Raw genomic sequence first — 503 nt, 5'->3', positions numbered from 1 at the left:
GCGCATGGAGAGTTCGGGCCTGGAGCGCGCCCAGCCCAGCGGCACCGCGTGGGGCTCTTCCTGGAAACGTCCGGCCAGACACCTGGGCAGCGCCGTGGTCCGCTCCCAGTCGAAGTCGCTGTGGAGGCCGTCCCAGGCCATGCCGGGCAGGCGCCCGCTGCCGTCGGCCGGGGGATCTGTGAGCACGATTAACACGTTCTCCACGCCCCGATGGGTACACCAGTGCTCGACCTCCCGTTCGACCCACGGCGCCGTGGCCGACTGCTCGCTCGCGAGGAGAATGAGGAAACGTGAGCTGTCTAACGCCCGCTGGATCGAACCCCATAACCGCGCCCCTGCGGCCAGGCTGCCCTCGTCCCGGAAAGCCCGCAGCGCCCGCAGCCGGTACCAGGGCCTGGCGAACGTATGGAGCCCCTGCTGGAGCGCGAGCGCAAGCTGCCGATCAGCCGCCCTGCTGTACGAGATGAACGCGTCATAGGCAAACCTTTCGCCCGACTCCGCAC

1 protein-coding gene is annotated in these 503 nt (G+C 69.2%); it reads right to left on the bottom strand.

Translation table 11 applies throughout. The annotated features are described in order from the left end of the window. Nucleotides 1–503, bottom strand: a 503-nt coding sequence (locus P2Q00_RS50690; RefSeq protein ID WP_338059429.1) for a toll/interleukin-1 receptor domain-containing protein, incomplete at both ends; no start/stop codon positions are given.

Origin of the sequence: Streptomyces coacervatus (genome assembly GCF_029223485.1) — a bacterium.
GTDB lineage: Bacteria > Actinomycetota > Actinomycetes > Streptomycetales > Streptomycetaceae > Streptomyces > Streptomyces coacervatus.
The sequence above is the reverse complement of the archived record's forward strand: the minus strand, read 5'-3'. Positions and strand labels throughout refer to the sequence as shown.